This is a genomic window from Gardnerella swidsinskii, assembly GCF_023277705.1.
GTDB lineage: Bacteria > Actinomycetota > Actinomycetes > Actinomycetales > Bifidobacteriaceae > Bifidobacterium > Bifidobacterium swidsinskii.
Map to the genome: position 1 here is coordinate 841877 of NZ_CP083176.1, position 18064 is coordinate 859940.

At 42.1% G+C, this 18064-nt stretch carries 15 protein-coding genes; 6 read left to right on the forward strand and 9 right to left on the reverse strand.

The features are described from left to right. Positions 1-36: 36 nt before the first annotated feature. From K9E37_RS03225 to K9E37_RS03245, 5 genes are all read right to left on the reverse strand, one after another. Complete coding sequence (locus K9E37_RS03225) at positions 37-1332, reverse strand: hemolysin family protein (RefSeq protein ID WP_012913683.1); 1296 nt, start codon at positions 1330-1332, stop codon at positions 37-39. 76 nt (positions 1333-1408) lie between these two features. Continuing rightward, on the reverse strand, positions 1409-2179 hold the full coding sequence (locus tag K9E37_RS03230) for a TIGR03943 family putative permease subunit (protein ID WP_004109484.1): 771 nt from the start codon (positions 2177-2179) through the stop codon (positions 1409-1411). Next, a complete protein-coding gene (locus K9E37_RS03235) occupies positions 2176-3288 on the reverse strand; it encodes a permease (protein WP_174182705.1) in 1113 nt (370 codons plus the stop codon). The genes K9E37_RS03230 and K9E37_RS03235 overlap by 4 nt, the downstream gene beginning before the upstream one ends. A 55-nt stretch (positions 3289-3343) precedes the next feature. Then, complete coding sequence (locus K9E37_RS03240; RefSeq protein ID WP_174182704.1) at positions 3344-4003, reverse strand: carbonic anhydrase; 660 nt, start codon at positions 4001-4003, stop codon at positions 3344-3346. A 228-nt stretch (positions 4004-4231) separates the two neighbouring features. Continuing rightward, positions 4232-6988: a phosphoenolpyruvate carboxylase gene (locus tag K9E37_RS03245; RefSeq protein WP_102703284.1), complete on the reverse strand. Its 2757-nt coding sequence runs from the start codon at positions 6986-6988 to the stop codon at positions 4232-4234. Between the two features lie 206 nt (positions 6989-7194). Here K9E37_RS03245 and K9E37_RS03250 point away from each other — a divergent pair, with 206 nt between their 5' ends. Then, positions 7195-8916, forward strand: a complete 1722-nt coding sequence (locus K9E37_RS03250) for a threonine/serine exporter family protein (protein WP_076002508.1) — start codon at positions 7195-7197, stop codon at positions 8914-8916. A gap of 98 nt (positions 8917-9014) precedes the next feature. Here K9E37_RS03250 and trpS read toward each other — a convergent pair whose 3' ends face one another. After that, positions 9015-10106 carry a tryptophan--tRNA ligase gene (gene trpS, locus K9E37_RS03255; RefSeq protein WP_004109506.1) on the reverse strand — a complete coding sequence of 364 codons (1092 nt, stop codon included), beginning with the start codon at positions 10104-10106 and terminating at the stop codon, positions 9015-9017. Positions 10107-10251: 145 nt separating this feature from the next. Between trpS and K9E37_RS03260 the strand changes: the two genes are divergently transcribed. Continuing rightward, the gene (locus K9E37_RS03260) at positions 10252-10632 is read left to right on the forward strand and encodes a DUF3073 domain-containing protein (protein ID WP_004109509.1); all 381 of its coding nucleotides are present in this window, start codon (positions 10252-10254) and stop codon (positions 10630-10632) included. A 117-nt stretch (positions 10633-10749) separates the two neighbouring features. On the opposite strand, the gene K9E37_RS03265 is transcribed toward K9E37_RS03260, so the two are convergent. Beyond that, complete coding sequence (locus K9E37_RS03265; protein ID WP_076002509.1) at positions 10750-11166, reverse strand: sterol carrier family protein; 417 nt, start codon at positions 11164-11166, stop codon at positions 10750-10752. A gap of 236 nt (positions 11167-11402) precedes the next feature. Between K9E37_RS03265 and K9E37_RS03270 the strand changes: the two genes are divergently transcribed. Further along, positions 11403-13892: a glycogen/starch/alpha-glucan phosphorylase gene (locus tag K9E37_RS03270; protein ID WP_076002510.1), complete on the forward strand. Its 2490-nt coding sequence runs from the start codon at positions 11403-11405 to the stop codon at positions 13890-13892. A gap of 200 nt (positions 13893-14092) precedes the next feature. Here K9E37_RS03270 and K9E37_RS03275 read toward each other — a convergent pair whose 3' ends face one another. Further along, positions 14093-14302 (reverse strand): hypothetical protein, encoded by a 210-nt coding sequence (locus K9E37_RS03275; protein ID WP_004106126.1) that lies wholly within the window; start codon positions 14300-14302, stop codon positions 14093-14095. A gap of 161 nt (positions 14303-14463) precedes the next feature. Between K9E37_RS03275 and K9E37_RS03280 the strand changes: the two genes are divergently transcribed. Continuing rightward, entirely contained in the window at positions 14464-15168 is a 705-nt protein-coding gene (locus K9E37_RS03280) for a rhomboid family intramembrane serine protease (RefSeq protein ID WP_174182702.1), read from the forward strand. 256 nt (positions 15169-15424) lie between these two features. Beyond that, positions 15425-16738, forward strand: coding sequence for a THUMP-like domain-containing protein (locus tag K9E37_RS03285; protein ID WP_076002511.1), 1314 nt, complete (start codon positions 15425-15427; stop codon positions 16736-16738). A 63-nt stretch (positions 16739-16801) separates the two neighbouring features. On the opposite strand, the gene crgA is transcribed toward K9E37_RS03285, so the two are convergent. Further along, on the reverse strand, positions 16802-17194 hold the full coding sequence (crgA, locus tag K9E37_RS03290) for a cell division protein CrgA (protein ID WP_004109527.1): 393 nt from the start codon (positions 17192-17194) through the stop codon (positions 16802-16804). 77 nt (positions 17195-17271) lie between these two features. Between crgA and K9E37_RS03295 the strand changes: the two genes are divergently transcribed. Continuing rightward, the gene (locus K9E37_RS03295; RefSeq protein ID WP_004109529.1) at positions 17272-18027 is read left to right on the forward strand and encodes a DUF881 domain-containing protein; all 756 of its coding nucleotides are present in this window, start codon (positions 17272-17274) and stop codon (positions 18025-18027) included. Positions 18028-18064 lie beyond the last annotated feature (37 nt).

The window sequence follows — 18064 nt, forward strand, 5'->3', positions numbered from 1 at the left end:
GTTAATACCGTTATTATTCTACTGCTATGGCTTAAACTACGCGCGGCGACGCACTTCAATCGTCGCAATACGCCTACCATCAACCGCAGTCACAGTCATATCGTAACCATCCGCATCATGCAAAACAGCTCCAACACTTCCCATTGAACCAGTATGCGCTAAAAAGTAGCCTGCAACAGTCTCATACGGACCGTCCTCAAGCTCAATGCCGGTAATGTCAGCAAAATCTTCAATGGTCATACCGCCATCAATTTTTGCAACACCATTTACAAAAGCAGTTGTTTTATTCACATTATTTTGCTCAGTTTCACCAGGCAAATCATATTCATCGCGAATATCTCCAACTAGCTCTTCTGTCATGTCCTCAAGCGTAACAATACCGTCAGTTCCACCATATTCATCGATGACAACAGCCAAATGAATACCACGTTTACGAAGAAGTTCCAGGCTCGGCAATAGTTTGGAAGTTCCAGGAAGACTAATTCCTTCGCGAGTTACATCTGCAACAGTTTTTGCATTTGGATCACGCACATCTAGCAAATCACGAACATGCACAAAACCTATAACATCATCAAAATCTTTGCCAATAACAGGGTAGCGAGAATACGGAAGCTCACGAATTTTCGCGGCAGCTTCTTCAAGGCTCAATGAACCATCCAAAAACTCAACATCAGCACGAGGACGCATTACTTCAGCAACAATAGTTTCAGACGCATCAAACACATCATCCAAAATAGTACGCTCATCCTGACTTAAACGTTTATTGCTATTGACAAGAACACGCAATTCTTCGTCAGAAACTTCGCTTTCCTTCTCATTAGGATCAAAGCCAAGAATGCGCACAAAACCGTTAGTATTCTTTCCAATAAGCCAAATTAAAGGCTTGCAAATCTTTGAGAAAACATCAACCGCCGGCACAACCGCTCGCGCAATCTGCTCAGCACGCTGCATAGCAATACGTTTTGGAACTAATTCAGAAATAACAATAGAACAGTAAGAAATAACAAGAGTTAGAAAGATTGTTGTAAGTGGACCAGCAACGTGCGAAGAAACACCCCATGAACATACAACCGGCACAACATACGGAGCTAAAGCAGACTCACCAAACGATGCAGAAAGAAAGCCAGAAAGAGTTACTCCAATTTGTAGAGCAGATAGAAAAGTGTTAGGATCGCGGGCAATTTTTGCAACTCTAGCACCACGCGCATCCTGCAATTCCATGCGATCAATTTGCGAACTTCTCAAGCTCACTAAAGCTAATTCGGTTGCCGCAAATACGGAACCAAATAGCAAAAAAATCATAATGAGTAGAATATTAAAACCAATCGCCATACTTGTTATCTTAGTTTACTTCTATGCGATATCAACAATTCTAAAATAATTATCACCATTAACGAAGATAAATTATTTATGGGCGATAAAAATATCCAGTTGGAGCTTGAGCTGTTTGCATTGATATAACGTGCAGCACAACTCCAGGATGCTGATATCCAGGAATGCCAATATTGCCTCTAGAAACGCGTGCACGAACACGCACCCATTCATGATCTTGAATTTCGCCAATATTTGATTTTTCGGCAACTAATCCAAACGGAGACATGTCGAGAATACAGCATGACATAAGCTGACGAGATACCCTAAATTGATTTGCATTCAACGTAGAATCTCTGCTGACAAAACCTGTAAGAGTAATCGCGTATCCATCATATTTTGCAGCATTATGATCGATTTCGTCATACCAGGAGCCGAAATCATCATCATCAACTGTTATCTCATGAGATTTTTCATACAATCCTGGCAAAGGATAATTTTGGCTACGAATAGCAATAGCACGACCGCCAGCATACTGGTCGAATCCATCTACACTAATATTTTGAGCGTAACGCAAAGGAACAATAATAAGTAGCGCAGGAACAACGAAAGCTACAAACATACGCCAAACATCGCGCGAAGAAACAGAAAACCATCCAATCGCAGCACATATAGACAAAATAAATAGCAAAATAGCAGTAATTAACAAATAATAATATGCTCTAGGCGTAGTAAAAAGCGTATATCTACCGCTTAAAGTAACTTCCGCAATTATGACTGCAAAAAATAGCAATAAAATAGCTTCTACCAATTGAGCTAAAGTGATTTTTTTACAAGCATTATGCTCAACACATTTTTGCTTTTTCATGCGATGAACCCCCAAGCCCAGTGAGCTAATAATGACGCTAGGAAGCACGCAAAAGCAATAGTTAATGTTAAGCGCCACACAAATTTACCACGGCAATCCTCAACGAGCATAAGCGTATTCTTTAAATCAAGCATAGGACCAAACAGCAGAAATACTAGCACCGACGACATAGGCAATGATGTTGCTAAACTTCTTGCAATTACAGCATCTGAGCTGGAGCATAGAGAGCTTGCGTACGCAATAGCCATCATTACAGGAATAGCAATGAAAACATTACTCACTTGCACGCGAGAAGCAGGATCAGCTCCGAGCCATGCGCGAATTACAGAAGCAACTATAGTTCCACATACAATAATTGGAATTAATTTTATTAAATCCTGATGTATATGCTGCACATATTTGCGAATTTGCGCAGAAATACTATGCTTTTCAATATTACTTTTTGTGAGATCACTTTCGTTATTCAATTCGCAAGAACAATGTAAAGAAGATTCGCTTTCTACTAAAATTTTCTTACGCAAAATATTGGTTTTCGAAGGGAATATAACAAAACTTAATCCAACTAATAATGCAATACCAACACCTAGAGCAATACGCATAATAGCAACAGCTGGAGCGTCAGAAAACGCATAAAATGTTGCCAATACAGATACTGGATTTACAACAGGAACTGCACATAGAAAAGTTATGGCGCACGGCAATGGTAGTTTTCTTGCAACTAAACGAGAAAACGTTGGAACGACTACACAATCACAAACCGGCATACAGACGCCGGCTAATATGGCAGCCAAGAAACCATTTGCTGTAGATTTTGGAACATGTTTCTCAATAAAATCAGCAGTTACCCAAGTTTCTACTGCAGCAGAAACAAGCACACCTATGAGCGTAAAAGGTATAGCTTGTAGCAACAATCCGGAAACACCTCGAATTGTTGTATCAACGAGAAACCAAGGATGTTGCCCTTGTAAAGCAGGAGCAGCTGCAATAATAAAAGCTACTAAAGGAGCTCCGACAAGCAAGAAAAGATAGTTCGCAGAATTAGCGGAATTTGCAGAATTTGCAGAATTTGCAGAATTTGCATCAAGCGTATCTTTAGATGATTGATTCATATCTGTAACCTAACAACGTATTAATAATTCTGTTAAAAATGCGACTACATGCTACTTAGCATGAAAGAACCTCTACTAAACCATCACTCATTCTATACCTAGCGCCAACTAGCATAAGGTTATCGTTAAAAGCGGCTTCACGAATAATTTGAGATTTATCGCAAATTTCAGCCAACATATTAGACACGTGAATGCGCTCAATATCGTCCGTGCTCAAGTCTTCTTCAATACCTGCGAGCGCAGCCGGCCCTAAAGAACGAAGCAATATTGACCCGCTAGACTCAATTATTTCGCTTGTTTCATCTTCGCCGTATTTAGAAACCAGCTTTTGCACATTCGGCAAAACGGCTTGTACAGCACCGCAATGCTCGTGTCCAAGAACAACAAGCACTTTTACTCCCAAATCGCTTACAGCGTATTCTAAAGATGCAATTACAGCATCATCAAGCACTTCGCCTGCAGTGCGGACAGAAAAAATATCACCTAAACCAGCACCAAACACAAATTCTGGAGCCACGCGCGAGTCAGCACAGGAAAGAACAACAGCTCCAGGATGCTGACCTTCAATAAGAGATAATCTCGTTTCTTCACTAAGTCCATGGCAATTTAATGAGCCTTCTGCAAACTTACGATTACCAGCTAGCATCGCGCTCCACACAGCTGTAGCCAAAAGTGAATCTTCTTTTAAAAAATCTTCTTTGACTGTCTCGTGCATTATTACCTCCTTGTATTGATGCGCTTGCGCAAAGATGACAAATACAAGCTATCAACAAATTTTGAAAAACACTTCGACTTATAAAACATATTCTATCGTTACTGTGTTAAATAGAAAATATGCTATAAAAGCTAACAAAATTTATAAAATATGATTATAAAAAGAAAAGCCAACGCACAGCTAATAAAGCAGTACGAAGGCTTTTCTTAATCACATAAACTTATAAAATCATCCAGTATTCTGCAAGCCTGCAGCAACACCAGAAACAGTGCAAAGAATAAGGTAGATGAACTCTGCCTGTTGGCTTTCGCTAAGCTCTTCTTTGTCTACCTTGTTGCGAAGCTTGTGCAATGCAAGCGACTGGATTACAGACAGCGCGTCAACATAAGGCGAGCGCACGCGGATTGCCTGACCGAGCACGTGACGATGTTGCAAAGGCCACTTGTCGTCAACAATTTGCAAAACCCACTTGCGAGTAAGCTGCATTTCTGAAAGTACTTTATCACTCAAATCTTCGCGATCTCCAAGGCTTAAGTACATGCGAGCAATACGCTCATCCGTTTTAGCCAAAGACATCTCAATATTGTCAATAAAAGTACTAAACAGCGGCCACTCTTCGTAAGCGCGACGCAAAGTTTCCAAATCGCCAAACTTTTCGCAAGCAGTACCCAATCCGTACCATGCTGCTAAGTTAATGCGAGCCTGAGCCCAGGAGAACACCCACGGGATTGTGCGCAAATCATCCAACGACTTCGCACCCAAACCGCGCTTAGCTGGGCGAGAACCGATTGGAAGCAAACCAATCTCACTAAGCGGCGTAACCGTAGAGAACCATGGAGTAAAGTCATCCGTTTGCAGCAAATCAAGGAAACGCTCATGAGCTGCAACATCAAGTTTTGCAGCCATATCCGCATACTTCTTCGTCATATCAGTGTTAGTTTTCTCAACACTTGGCGAAGACTGAAGCAAAGTTGCAGAAGCAACGGATTCAACGTGACGAATAGCAAGAATTGGATTGCCATATCGTGCGAAAATAACTTCGCCCTGCTCAGTAAGCTTGAAGCGGCAGTTGACGGAACCAACTGGCTGAGCAAGCACTGCACGGTTTGCAGGACCGCCACCGCGACCAACAGCACCGCCGCGGCCGTGGAACAGTGTCAAATCAATATCGTGCTTCTTAGCCCACTTAGCAATGCGCTCCTGAGCAGAATGCAAAGCAAGCGTTGCGGAAGTAGGACCAGCATCCTTGGAAGAATCCGAGTAGCCAAGCATAACTTCCATCTTGCGGCCAGTAGCCTTAAGACGAGCTTGCACTTCAGGAATTTTAATAATCTCCTCAAGCACATTTACAGAGTTTTGCAAATCTTCCAACTGCTCAAACAGCGGAATGACGTCGATTGTTGGCGCATCCTGTGGGTGAGCGAAAGCAAGACGATTTAGCTCAAATACGTCACGTACATGCTGAGCAGATTTTGCGAAGGAAATAATATAACGTCGAGCAGCGCGCATACCGTTGCGCTTTTGAATTGCTCCTAAAGCGCGGAACGTATCGAGTACTTCACGAGTCATTGGCTGAAGCGGACCGCGTTCGCCATGCAATCCATGTTCGCGAATATCTTCCAAAGCGCGAGAATGCACGAGAGAATGCTGACGGAATTCCATTTCAACCATGTGGAATCCAAAGGTTTGCGCTTGCCAAATCAAATCCTGCAAAGGACCATATGCAGCACGAGGATCTCCGCCTTCTGCCAAAGAGCGTTGCACAATTTGCAAATCCTCAATGAAATCTTCGCAAGAATGATACATCAAATCCGTATCGCGGCTAATAGTGCGATGCAAACGGTCAGCCATTACCAACATTACTGCACGATGTGGCTCACTATTAGAAACGTCTGAAGCGTTTTCTGTAAGCTGTTCGCTCATTTCGCGCTGACGATTCCATAATTCAAGCAACTCCACGCTTGGAGGAGTTGTGCGAGTTTCCATAGTTAAGCACTTGCCAACTTCGCGCGTGCGATTCTCCAAAGCTGCAAGCACGTGATCGCTAAACTTTCGAGCGACTTGACGGCTCACTTTAGCTGTCACATTAGGATTGCCATCTCGATCTGAACCAATCCAGCTTCCTGGATGGAAGAATGCAGGGCAACGCGGAGGAACTAATCCAGCCTTCTTACCAAGCAGCCAATCGTCAAATCGACGATACACGACTGGAATCGTGTCAAACAAAGTGGCGTCAAAAATGTCAAGAATAGTATCCGCTTCTTCAACCGGAGTCGGCTTCTTTAAAGCAATCGGAGAAGTACGAAGAAGCGCATCAATTTCGTTATAGAGACGACGATAATTTTCGCGCTTATCAGATCCACCTAAACGATGATGTTCGCTTAATAATTGCGAAATTCTGCGAATCTTACCTGCAACGGCTTTACGACGAGCTTCGGTTGGGTGCGCGGTAAATACAGGATGAAACTCAAGCTTTGCAAGCAATTCTTTCGCTTCAGCAGGGCTCATTTCAGTGAGCAACTTGTGATAAGCACAAGTTAGTTCGTTAACTGGATCAACAGGCAATGAATCTTCAACTTCACATTCACGCTGATGAAGTACAGAAACACGATAATTTTCCTCGCACAAATTTGCCAAGTGGAAATATGTTGCGAAAGCACGAGCTAAAAGCTGCGTATCGTGCAAATTCATTCCGTTGAGCCTGCTAACAGCTTTACTTAAGCCATCATCTGCAGTTACTTTTGCGTCTACCATTTGCGCAAAATGAGCCGCACTAGCTTCTACAGCATTCAAACGCACATCGTCGAATACTGCTAATAATTTTTCATCGAATTCGCCAAGAACATCGCGAAGAATATGCAAGCACAAATCCATGTCTTGCTTAAGTGATGCTGGAAGGTCACGCTCCTCTGGGCCTTTTCGCCCTAAACCAGACGTAACAATAGTTGCGTCTGCCGGAGTAACCTGCTGATTTTCTGTTGCCATCAGACCTCCTTACGCCAGACTAAGGTTGCTTGGTCGTCTGACTTCCGCAGCTCCTCCGCGGTTATGTAGGTCAGAAGTTGCAAGCCCACAGCCTTGTTTCCAGCGAGATACCAAGTTAATTGTGAAACTACCACCGGACGTAGTAAAGAATGCTGATTTATCAACAAAATATAACTCGGCAACGGGGTTGCGTATACTAAAAAATTGTGAGTACAGCAGAGAATAATATTGAGAATAATGAATACGACAACAGCATCAACAACTGCGATTGCGATAAGCCTGAAATTCTTTCGACTGGTCATATAGTCGGAAAACCTTCTGGGCGTTTTCATACTCATGCTATTCCACTCGATATGGACGATGTTGAGCGAGATTGGGATAAGCCAGTTACACAAGCAGGAATTGCTGCAAAATCGAGTATTATTATTCGCGTCGGTGCGCTCGGCTTAGGAGCAGGCACAGGAAGCTACCGAGTTCGCGAGCTTATGCACAGAATCGGCGAACCAATGGGTGTACATGTGCGCGCGGACGTGAATCTCACAGATATTGAAGCAACTTGTACTGATAAGCATGAGCGAATTACTGAAGTTGTAGATCTTCCAACCACAGGTGTTAACACTGAGCGCATTTGGCTTCTAGAACATTTTGCAGATTGGTTTAACGTCAAGCTTGGAAACGATTCTTTATATCACTCTAAAGCTGCTGTTTCTAAGGAATTAGTTGACACATTGCAAGCGAGCGACGACGAACATACCATTGTACAAACAGCTAAGCAGTCTGAAGAAAATGCTACTAAAATTGCAAAAAAGAAAGCGTTGCAAGAAGCTATAAAAAAAGAAAAACCACGCGGCATTTTTGCATTACAGCCAGAAAGTGCTTATGCTGAACATTTTTCACACGTAAACACATCCAGTAGTAATGGCGAGCCTAAAAATAATCATCCTCTTACGGTTAGAGAAGTACATGACCGTCTTGATTTGATTAAAAATAGGAAACCGCTATACAAACCGTGGTTTGCTGGTCTTGCTTCGGCAGTTGCTTGCGCATCCTTTGCGTTCTTGCTTGGCGGCGGCATTTACGACATGATTGGTGCTTTTATTGGAGCAGGAATCGGTCACTATATTCGTCGCAGAATGTTTATGAAGCATCTAAACCAGTTTGTAGTTACATTCGTAGCTGTTGCAATAGGTGCACTATCATGCATTGGGGCTTTACGTCTTATTGGCTTCTTTGACCCTAGCGCGCTCAATCATACAACTGCATATATTGGCTCAGTGTTGTTTGTTATTCCTGGATTCCCTCTTATTACAGGCGGTTTAGATATTGCAAAAATTGATTTCCCTTCAGGAATTCAACGACTTTGTTACACAATGGCTATTATTTTGATGGGAACTCTTGCGGGATGGACAGTTGCAAGCCTTGTACATCTCAATCCTCAAGGCTTCCCTCCTCTCGGATTAAATCCTTGGCTTAACGCAGTTCTTCGACTTATTACAGCTTTTGCCGGAGTATGGGGCTTCTCAGTTCTATTTAATTCTCCACAACGAATGTGCTTAGTTGCTGGCGTTATTGGCGCTATTACTGACACATTGCGTTTAACTATGACAGATTTTGGAGTTGCTGCCGAAATTGCAGCTTTCAGCGGTGCTTTATTGGCAGGTTTGCTAGCTTCTGCTTGGAGAACTATCGTTCGTCACGGATTAGCGCCTCAATATTTGGGTTATCCACGAATAGGTCTTACGGTTCCATCTATCGTAATTATGGTTCCTGGACTTTATATGTATCGCGCAATGTTTTATCTTGGTCAATTTCACACGCTTCCAGCGTTAGACTGGACTTTCCGCGCTTTCATGGTAATTATTTGCTTACCTATTGGTCTTGCTGTAGCACGCGTTATTACAGATAAAAGCTGGCGTTACGACGTGTGATGTTCTAAGTTTCAGTTCGTTAATTTTTAACAAAAAGCCGCTTACAAGTTTTCTTGCGAGCGGCTTTATTTTTTATTAATTTACTTATTGAAATTTAATTAATACTTCATTCCCATAGCATCTCGCACTTGGGAAAGCGTTTCTTCTGCAATAGCATTTGCACGCTTATTGCCATCATGCAAAATGTCTCGAACAGTATCCATATCTTTTGCAAGTTCTGCACGACGCTCACGGTGAGGTGCCAAGAAATTATTTACATTTTCAATTACGTAAGCTTTCAACGCGCCAGCACCAGCGTTACCAATTTCTTCAGCAATCTCTTTAGGATCCCTACCTGTAACTAAACCTGCAGTAGTAAGAAGTGCAGAAACTTGCGGACGAGTTACTGGATCAAAAGTAATCATCCTCTCAGAATCAGTTGGACTCTTCTTAATTAATTTGGCAGTTTCTTCGGCAGTAGCCCCGAGCATAATCGAGTTACCGTAAGATTTGCTCATCTTTCGTCCGTCCAATCCTGGAATTTCAGGAGCATCAGACAAAATTGCTGCTGGCTCTGGGAACACTGGATTCTTTTTTGCGTATCTCTCATTAAAACGACGCGCAATTGTACGAGTGATTTCAACGTGCGGCAAATTATCTTTACCAATCGGCACAACATTAGCTTTGCAGAACAAAATATCGCAAGCTTGGTGCACTGGGTACGTAAGAAGCAATCCGGTTAAAGCATGTCCAGATGATTCCATTTCCGACTTTACAGTAGGATTCCTGTGTAATTCTGCTTCTGTAACAAGCGAAAGGAAAGGCAACATAAGCTGATTTGCTGCAGGAACTGCGGAATGAGTAAATATCATTGTTTTTTCAGGATCAATTCCGGCAGCCATATAATCCAGCACTAAATTCAAAACATTATCTTCAATATGCTCAGTGGTGTCACGATCAGTAATTACTTGATAATCTGCAATAATAATATTGGTTTTTACTCCGCGCTGCTGCATTGCAACACGCTCACGAATAGATCCAAAATAATGTCCTAAATGCAAACGACCAGTTGGGCGATCTCCAGTAAGCATAGTAAAAGACGAAGGGCTAGCTTGTAACTTTTCAAGCGTTGCATCTGAACGTTTACGCGCTGCAAGGAAGCTTGCGCTCATCTCATTACCAGCAGCTGTAACCTGTGCTTCTTCCGGCATTTTAGGCTCCTTAATTGTGCGTATTTTTACGCTGAAAATATGGCTTTTATGGTAAAAGTTTACACAGACAATATACTCGGTTGCGGTTAAGTGGTACGCTCTTGTGTGATGAACTGATTGTTACTTAATTTTTAGAGGGGGTCAGATGGGCCGCGGACGACAGAAGGCAAAGCAACAGAAAATTGCCCGTAAGCTCAAATACCTGACGACCGATACGGATTATGACGAGCTTGCTAAGGAACTTAATTCCAGCGAACCCGGACAAGGATCCTTCGATCCATTTGCGTCGAGCGAAAGCTATGAGGAAGATACATATCTTCCAGAAGAGAATGACACAGATCAAGAAAATGATGTCGTTGATGCTTCAAACGAAGATGATTTAGACGAGTATGCCAAGTGGGCTGCGGAAGCAGCTGCAAAAGCCGTTAGCAGCGAAAACTCTTCTACAAACTCGGGAGCGCACACGCCAGCGCATCATCATATCCCTATGCCAATTCCAAACTTCATACACAAACACGACAATTAAAAATTAAATTTATTAAAATTATTTTATTTACGTATCCTGGGCATTCGAAATACTGTTTGCCCAGGATATTTGTAAATACACGCTGTAAATACGCAATTAAGCTACAATAAAGTCAACTTACAGCGGCAAAATATCGCTTAAATCATCACGCTCGCCAATTGCACTTATGTTGCCAAAGTCCTGTTCCTGATGCCATTTAGTAACACCACTCGCTAATCTAAGCCATACTTTAGGCTCAAGTTCAATAACATCTGGCGGTGTGAGATTATGCGGATCCGAAGCTGGTCCTTCCAAAATTTTTACTGCACCAAAAGGCGCAACCCTTACTTCTACTGCGCACCCAGGCACTTTATTCTCAAGAAGATATAGCGAATATCTAACCGCTAAAGCTTCGTCGTTTAAAGAGATATTTAAAATATTACTATTTATTTGCATGGCTTCTATGCCATTGCCAAGTGCTTTAATAGCAGATTCACACCAGAATTGCCAAGCACATTGTCCTCGTTTTATATCTCGTTCAAGTATTACTGACATATTTTTATTATCTTCTAAACAACCTACTTTCAGCAATATATTTGTATTAAGACGTTATATACAAATATTTAAAGGGATTAGGTTGTGGTATTCTTGGGGTTATTGTGTGCATTCACATGCCTCTTGTAGTTATCTTCAAAAGTTATCTGCAAAATGGTGATGGTTTAATTGCCTAAACACAAAGTTTTAGGCTGCACACTTTTAGGAAATATATCAAACGGCACAAGGAGTCAAATATGACTAAACACGTCGCGCCGAAAGCCAAAACTACTGCGACGGCATTTGCCAAAGAACTTCAAGAGCACCTCAAGTACACCCAGGGTGTAACGCCAGAGCAGGCCACTACGGCAGATGTGTATGTTGCCGCTGCTACCGCAGTTCGTCGTCACTTGATGGACTCTTGGATGCAGACTCAGCATGACATGGTTAATGGCAACACCAAGGCTGTGGGCTATTTGAGCGCAGAGTTCTTGATGGGTAAGCAGCTTGAGAACGCTTTGTTGAACGCTGGTCTTACTGACCAATTCAATAAGGCTGTTACTAAGCTTGGCTTCGATCCAAAAGCTGTTATCGATGCCGAGTATGAACCAGGTTTAGGTAACGGCGGTTTGGGTCGTCTCGCAGCCTGCTTCATCGATTCACTCGCCTCTATTGGCGTTCCAGCATTTGGCTACGGCATCCAGTATCGTTACGGCATCTTCAAGCAGCGCTTTGATGAAGAAGGTAAGCAGGTTGAAACCCCTGATTACTGGCTTAGCAACGAAGAGCCATGGGGTCACATTGATTATGGTCGTGACCAGCGCGTCAACTTCGGTGGTGAAGTTGTAGAGGAAAACGGCAAGCGCGTTTGGAAGCCAGCTTGGTCTGTTCGCGCAGTACCAGTTGACTACATGGTTCCAGGTTATAATTCTGGTCGCGTAAATACTCTTCGTTTGTGGACCGCTAAGTCTTACGATGAGTTTGATTTGCTCACCTTCAACAAGTCCGAGTACTTGGATGCTGTAAAGCCACAGGTTGCAGCAGAAAACATTTCTAAGATTCTTTACCCAGAAGATTCCACTCCAGAAGGTAAGGCTTTGCGTCTTGAGCAGCAGTACTTCTTCGTAGCTGCTTCTATTCATGATGCAATCCGCGTATTCTACCCAGGTCAGGATAAGCCGGATCTCACTACCTTCCCAAGCAAGATTAACTTCCAGTTGAACGACACTCACCCAGTTATCGGCATTCCAGAGCTTATGCGCGTTCTTATGGACGAGTACGGCTACGATTGGAACACCGCTTGGGGTATCACCACCAAGACCTTCAACTACACTTGCCACACCTTGCTTCCAGAAGCTTTGGAAGTTTGGCCAGCCAAGCTTATTGGCGAACTGTTGCCACGCCACCTTGAAATCATTCAGGGCATTAGCGAGCAGTTCCGCAACGAGCTTCGCGGTAAGGGCGTTGCTGAGGATCAGGTTGAGCGCATGCGCATCGCTACCGACGCTGACGAAAATGGCGAAGGTGCTGTAGTTCGCATGGCTTACTTGGCTACCTACGGCGGTTCTTACGTTAACGGTGTTGCTGAACTTCACTCTGAGTTGTTGAAGGATGTCACTTTGAAGGACTTCTCCAGCGTTTACCCAGATAAGTTCAAGAACGTTACTAACGGCGTAACTCCTCGTCGTTTCGTGCGCTTGAGCAACCCACGCATGTCTGCTCTTATTACTGAGGGCTTGGGCACAGACGCATGGCAGGGTAATTTGGAGCTTCTCGAAGGCTTGAAGCCATTGGCTGACGACAAGGCGTTCGTTAAGAAGTTTGCTGAAGTTAAGAAGCAGAACAAGCTTGCCTTCGTTGATTTCGCAAAGCAGAAGTATGGCTTTGAGATCAACCCAGACACAATGTTCAACACCATTGTTAAGCGTTTGCACGAGTACAAGCGCCAGTCCATGAAGATCCTCCAGGTTATCTCCACATACGCTGGAATCAAGAATGGCACAATCGACGTAGACAAGATGCTTCCACGCACCGTGTTCTTCGGCGCTAAGTCTGCTCCAGGCTATGCTATGGCAAAGCTTACGATTCAGCTCATCAACAATGTTGCTCGCGTTGTGAACAACGACCCAGCTTGCAAGGGCAAGCTCGCAGTGTTCTTCCCACCAAACTACAACATTGAACTTGCTATGAACTTGATTCCTGCAACCGATTTGGATGAGCAGATTTCTCAAGCTGGTAAGGAAGCTTCTGGCACTGGTAACATGAAGTTCGCTTTGAACGGTGCTTTGACTGTTGGTACTCTCGATGGTGCAAATGTTGAGATTCGCGAGCGCGTTGGTGCTGAGAACTTCTTCCTCTTCGGCATGACCGTTGACGAGGTTGAGAAGCTCTACGCTGAAGGCTATGATCACGGCGGCTCCCGTAAGTACTATGAATCTGATCCTCGCTTGAAGACTGCTGTGGATATGGTTGCTGACGGCACCTTCTCCAACAGCGACAAGAGCGTGTATGAGCCACTCGTTAACGATTGGCTTACCCATGATTACTTCATGGCAATGGCTGACTTCAGCTCTTATATGGATATTCAGGCTCAGATTGAGGAAACTTACCGCGATCCAATGAAGTGGGCTCGCATGGCAGTCTTGAACGTAGCCAACTCTGGTTACTTCTCTTCTGACCGCTCTATCGAAGATTACCTCGATCGCATTTGGCACACTGGTGCTCTTCCAACACCTGTTGCTGAGTAATTGAGTATTCTCCAATAGCAATACATAGAAAATAAAAGGCGGAGGCTGTTAATCAGTTTCCGCCTTTTTGTGTAGATTTTAGTTAAATTGCATGTAAGACAAACGCTTTTGTTTGCAACAATTCTTTAGTAATTACAAATAAAGGCGACTACGAATATACGCAATCGCCTTTATTTTGGACTGTATAAAGCAAATGTCACTTATGCCTCAGCGGCAGGAGTATCGTTAGCTTCTTTCTCTTCTTTTTCTAACCCTAGGTCAATTGGCGAAGAACTGTTCTCCCATGGTTCCTCCCAAGGGTCATAATCAGGATTATGCTGCTTGTACACATACAACGCAGCAATACCTGCGAGCAGTGCTCCGAAGAGCAGTGCAAAGAACTTCCAACCGCCAGAGGATCTGTTCTCCATGATGGCTCCTTTCCGGTTAAGCTGACCTGCTCGTCCAAGTCAACAATCTATACCGCTTTTTGTCGCGTAATAACTATCATAGTTGCTTTTCTTCAGAGTTGCATCTTTTTTAAATAATGTTATTGATTAAATTTGTGAAGTAAAACCGATATCATAAGCATATGCACAACTTTGATATTAAAAATATTTTAAATAATATAAGACTTCGTTTTAACACAACCACAGCCATTTTAGTATATTCATGCATTTTTATTTGGATATTGGAAATGGTACTAAACTTTGCATATCCAAATTATTATTCGACTCTAATAAGCTATACTGCGTTTCTTCCAATTACTGCGTTACAAACACCTTGGACTTGGTTCACATCAATGTTTGTTCACGCACCAAATTTAACCCATATTTTCTTCAATATGCTATGTCTTTGGTCGCTCGGAGTTGAATTAGAACGATTCTTCGGTAAATGGAAGTTTTTTGGATTATATTTAATATCCGGCTTTGGTGGAAGCGTAGCTGATATTGTATGGTGCAAACTCACTAATAATTGGTTCGTCGCTTCATACGGTGCTTCGGGAGCTATTATGGGGCTTATAGGCGCACTTCTCGTAGCGCAATGGCGACTAGGAGAAAACATGCGAGGAACAATTATTTGGATTGCTATTACTCTCGCTATGCCAGTCATTGTGCCTAATATCGCTTGGCAAGCACACGTTGGAGGCTTAGTTTCTGGTACCGCAATTGCAGCATTGCTCGGCGTACAAAATCCGCTACTTAAAAAAGCTTCGTTTAATACGCGTTTCTTAGTATATTTTGTATCACTATTTGCTATTCTCACTGCTTGTGCAATGTTTTGTTTGAAGGCATAATTTGTTAAATTACACGTGTGTAGTTTTCCACCAATGTGCACAGGATTGTGTATAAGTTGTGCCTAAATTGGTGACAACTATATAAGTTATCCACATAGTTAATCACAAACGTTGATAACTTGCCTTTTTTGAACCTGTGCACAAGTGTATAAGAGTTATCCACAATTTAAGTTTTTTGTGGACTAAACTATCGACTACATAATTCTAACCTTTACTTGCTCTAAAATTTTCTACACCTCAACAAGGAATGAGATTCATGCCTACACTTCAAGTTCCAAAAACAATCGAACCAGCAAACGCTTCTACACTCACTTTTATTAAAGAAAACGCACAATTGTCACCAAGCAAAGCTGCTCTTAAAGCACCACGCAACGCAAATATCGACATACCTTTTGCAATTAACCAAATAGCAGGTAGGCAGATCGCGCAACAAAAACTGCCAAAATGGGCTTCATGCAACGAAGTTATATACCCTGCGCACATTTCTATGGAACAGTGTTCTTCTCAATCAACAGCACAATACAAGGCAAATGTTGCAAAAGAATTACTCAACAAATTAAATTCAGAAAATTTTAGTAGCACACTTGTGGATCTTACTGGCGGCTTTGGCGTTGATTGCACAATAATGTCTGAAGTTTTCGATTCTGCTATTTGCATTGAACAGCAAAACGAACTTTCTAGCATTGCACATCACAATATGAATGCACTTGGTATTACAAACGTAAAATGCTACAACAACAATAGTCTTGATGCACTCAAAAATATTCCTAAGTCAACGATAATATACGTCGATCCAGCTCGTCGTAACAAACAAGGATCTCGCACATACGCTATTGAAGATTGCACTCCAAACGTATTAGATCTTAAAAATCAATTGCTCACTAAAGCAGAAATAGTGATTATTAAACTTTCTCCAATGCTTGATTGGCACAAAACAGTTAGCGATTTTAGTGGCAATGTAGAAGCCGTACATATAGTCGCACATAGTAACGAGTGCAAGGAACTATTGATAATACTCAGCAACTCTCAGCACACAAAAGTACCAGTATATTGCGCAAACGATGATCAGATAACTGTTGTACAAGCAACTTACAATACTTCAACAAATCAGGTATCAATACAGCCTGAATCAAATGTTTTAAATAATAAAGAAGAAAATAATAAAAAATATGAAAATTTAGATATAAATAACTGGCAAGAATGGTCGCAATACGTTTATGAGCCAAATGCAGCAATCATGAAAGCTGGCTGTTTTTCATTGTTAGAAACTCAATACAATATACAACAAATCAGTGCGAATAGTCATGTTTACGTATCGGAAGAATACTACTCAGAATTTCCAGGAAAAATATGGAAAATTGAAAATATATGCAGCATGAATAAACGCGAAATAAAACAAACTTTTGATGATATCACTCATGCAAATATTGTTACTCGTAACTTTCCAATACCTGTAGAAGCATTACGCAAAAAATTAAACCTACAAGATGGCGGAAATACAAGAATTATTGCAACAACTGATAGCAATAAAAATCATATACTTATTCGAGCAGTAGCAGCACCAAAATAAAAAGTAGCTACGCAACATTTGCATAGCTACTTTTAAAACATATTAAGCAGTTTGTTTTACAGACTAACGCCACCACATTGTCATAATGAATCCAGTCATTACTATTACTAATGCAATAACTAAATTCCATGCACCAATTCCAGGAATTGGAAGCACAGGGTTCAAATAATAAACAACAGCCCAAATTAATCCAACGACCATTAATGTGCAGAACAGCGGCACAAACCATGCAGCATTAGCTTTTGTGCCTTTAATGCTTTCTTCGACACGTCGCCTATTTTCAGCTTGTCTCTGCATCATTTGCTGAATCTGTGGAGAAAGCGCTGCTTTATCCGCAGTAGCATTCAACACTGCTTCAACTTCGTCCATAGGAACGCCATAAGTATTCTCATTTGACGTATCGCTCTTCTTTGCAGCGTCGTCAGCTGCAGTCGTGTGCAATTCTTCATCAGCCATAACTGTAACTCTCCAATCAATCGGCTACACGCTATAATAGTGGTTACACTCGAACGCGTGAAGGATGAAGATAAAATATGGCTAAGAGAACTGGGAAACATCGTGCTCAACACTCGCTGTTAAGCAGTTTTGCTGTTGCCGTTGCAGTATTTCTTACCGGCTATTTATTCGTTCTTAACTTGCGCGTAAACCGCTCTGCTTTTGTGACTTCTAATACGAGTCAAATGGTTGAAAGAAATTCACAGCGCACAAAAAATTTACGAGAAGATATAAAATCTTTAGATTCTAAAATTAATTTACTTAATAAAACGCTTGGTAGCAGCACTAGTGAAGGAAAAGAATCTTCTGATACTGGAAGTAGTACCGTACTTCCAAAACTTGAAGGACCTGGAATTGTTGTAACTCTCAACGACTCTCCTCTATGGAAAGGCGCAGTTAATGGTTCCGGAACATCCGGAACCATTAATGATTACGTAATCCACCAGCAAGATATTGAAGCTGTAGTAAATGCTTTGTGGCGCGGCGGAGCAGAAGCAATAACTATTCAGGATCAGCGAGTATTATTTAACTCCGCAGTTGTTTGTATTGGTAACGTTCTTATGTTGCAAGGTCATCAGTACTCGCCACCGTATAAAATATCTGCTATTGGTCCAATGGATAGCATGGTTGATGCTCTAAACAATTCACCAGCCATACACACCTACAAGGAGTATGTAAGTTCGTTTGGATTAGGATGGAAAGTGGAGAAAAAGAATAATCTGCGATTCCCTGAAGCATCGGCTTTGTTGCAACCATTAAGGTACGCAACAGTTCCTAAAGTGCTAAACAAATAAAATATGTTGCAAAGTCTTCATACATCAATAAAGGAGT